Annotated in this window: 3 protein-coding genes; all 3 read right to left on the minus strand. The window is 40.1% G+C overall.

The genetic code is table 11. From position 1 onward, the window contains the following. On the minus strand, positions 1-180 hold a 180-nt coding region (locus Q1B11_RS20125), incomplete at its 3' end, for a helix-turn-helix domain-containing protein (RefSeq protein ID WP_299735787.1). Positions 181-374: 194 nt separating this feature from the next. Beyond that, complete coding sequence (locus Q1B11_RS20130; protein ID WP_299735789.1) at positions 375-839, minus strand: hypothetical protein; 465 nt, start codon at positions 837-839, stop codon at positions 375-377. A 201-nt stretch (positions 840-1,040) separates the two neighbouring features. Continuing rightward, entirely contained in the window at positions 1,041-1,217 is a 177-nt protein-coding gene (locus Q1B11_RS20135) for a hypothetical protein (RefSeq protein ID WP_299735791.1), read from the minus strand. Positions 1,218-1,590 lie beyond the last annotated feature (373 nt).

Below are 1,590 nucleotides of genomic sequence, written 5' to 3' on the forward strand. Positions count from 1 at the left end.
GCAAAAAAAAGCCGCTATGAGCACTCGATATCTGTCTGAGGTGCTTGCAGGGTGCGGGGTTTCATGATTTTTCCGTGATACACCCATGACTTTGCAGGCACGGGATACATTCTTTAATTGATCAGCCAGTTCCAAGAGGCCAAGCTTGTGTTTAATAGCAGGATGGTTATTCTGGTTCATTGAGGGTTACCTTTGGTTTTGTTTATTGGTGGTACTTTAAACTTAAACCGGTAACCCTCTTCAGATAAAGAGGGAGTGTCAGATCGGATCGTTACTTATTCATATCAAAGTAAGGCACATAACACATATGAGCCTTCCCGGAGAATCGACTTTCATCAAATGCAGTTCCATTGTTTAACATGGAGTGAGTGCTGCTATCTAAATTCTTTTTTGAGTCTGTACGCAACCGAATTCCATGAGCCATACTTAGATAAGGCTCGTTTAACTAGATCATTGACCTGATTCTCATCATAATTTTCTCGGTAATAAATTACATCTTTAAACCCTTCAACTTCTTTTTCAAGGCAGCTAGCTAACATTCGAATGTCAACTGTTCCACGTTTACTCCACTGTTTCACACAGTAAGGATATGCGGTCTCAGTATAAAACTGTTGATCAGCGTAAACATGTATTTCTTTAACTCTGTCATAACCCCTATCTTGGCCTCTCATGCAATGATTATACATTTTGAGATCTAGCGCACCTCTTTTTGTCCATTCCTCGGAACACAGTTGCTGTGAATCTTTTTTATATTCATGTTGTGGCTTTAACTGAGGTGTTCCAGCAAATATCGGAGATGTAAAAATCAAACATCCGAGCAAGGCTAATACTCTTTTCATACTAATTCTCTAAATCCGTTATATTTTTTGCTCTGATTGAAAATTTATTCAAGGTAGTTGTTAGACCACTCCACTGCAATTGCTGTGCTTGTTCTGGCCATAGATCAGAATTCGAGTGCTCACAGAAAAAACAACTTTTCAGGAAGTTATATCTTCAAAGTCGATATTAAGTTGGAAGCGAGCTCGTGCCCGCCTCCTGTATCAAGTTAAAAATATAAAATCTAATAATGTATTCGTTACGCTTAAGAGTGTGACGATCAAGAAGGCTATAAGTAGTGCTGCCCATATGGGCATATCTTGCTTTAACTCTCTATATACACTGATGATTGCTTTTATTTGACCTGACACACAGCCTGTATCCACATTTGATTTATCCATAGACAAATCCTCCCTTGTGGTATTTTCCCGTGGTCCTATTTTGGGGTATCGGGAAACCAGACCTTCCGTTCTTCTCCTCAAGCAACGCTTCTCTTCAGTTTTAGCATTGGCAACCAATTTCACCAAGACCCGGGCGAACGGTACCCACTGAGAGTAAAATTTTCTCAGGACAATTGCCTTCTGCATATAGATACTAATACTGATGCTTTAGCAAAGTGAACGTAAACAGAGAAATATGGAATTTCTCAAACCTCTACTTCATATTTCGCCAAACTCGGCGCAGTACCTTTCACCTCCCAGGGAAAAATCATGAAACCCCGCACAACCACAGGCCTCAAGGTCTGTAGATAACATCGCATACATGTCAAAATAC

The organism is uncultured Endozoicomonas sp. (assembly GCF_947495845.1).
GTDB lineage: Bacteria > Pseudomonadota > Gammaproteobacteria > Pseudomonadales > Endozoicomonadaceae > Endozoicomonas.

Bases quoted from the DNA above. Each gene is read 5' to 3' on its own strand.
- Q1B11_RS20130 (WP_299735789.1), bottom strand. From the start codon at position 839: ATGAAAAGAGTATTAGCCTTGCTCGGATGTTTGATTTTTACATCTCCG.
- Q1B11_RS20135 (WP_299735791.1), bottom strand. From the start codon at position 1,217: ATGGATAAATCAAATGTGGATACAGGCTGTGTGTCAGGTCAAATAAAA.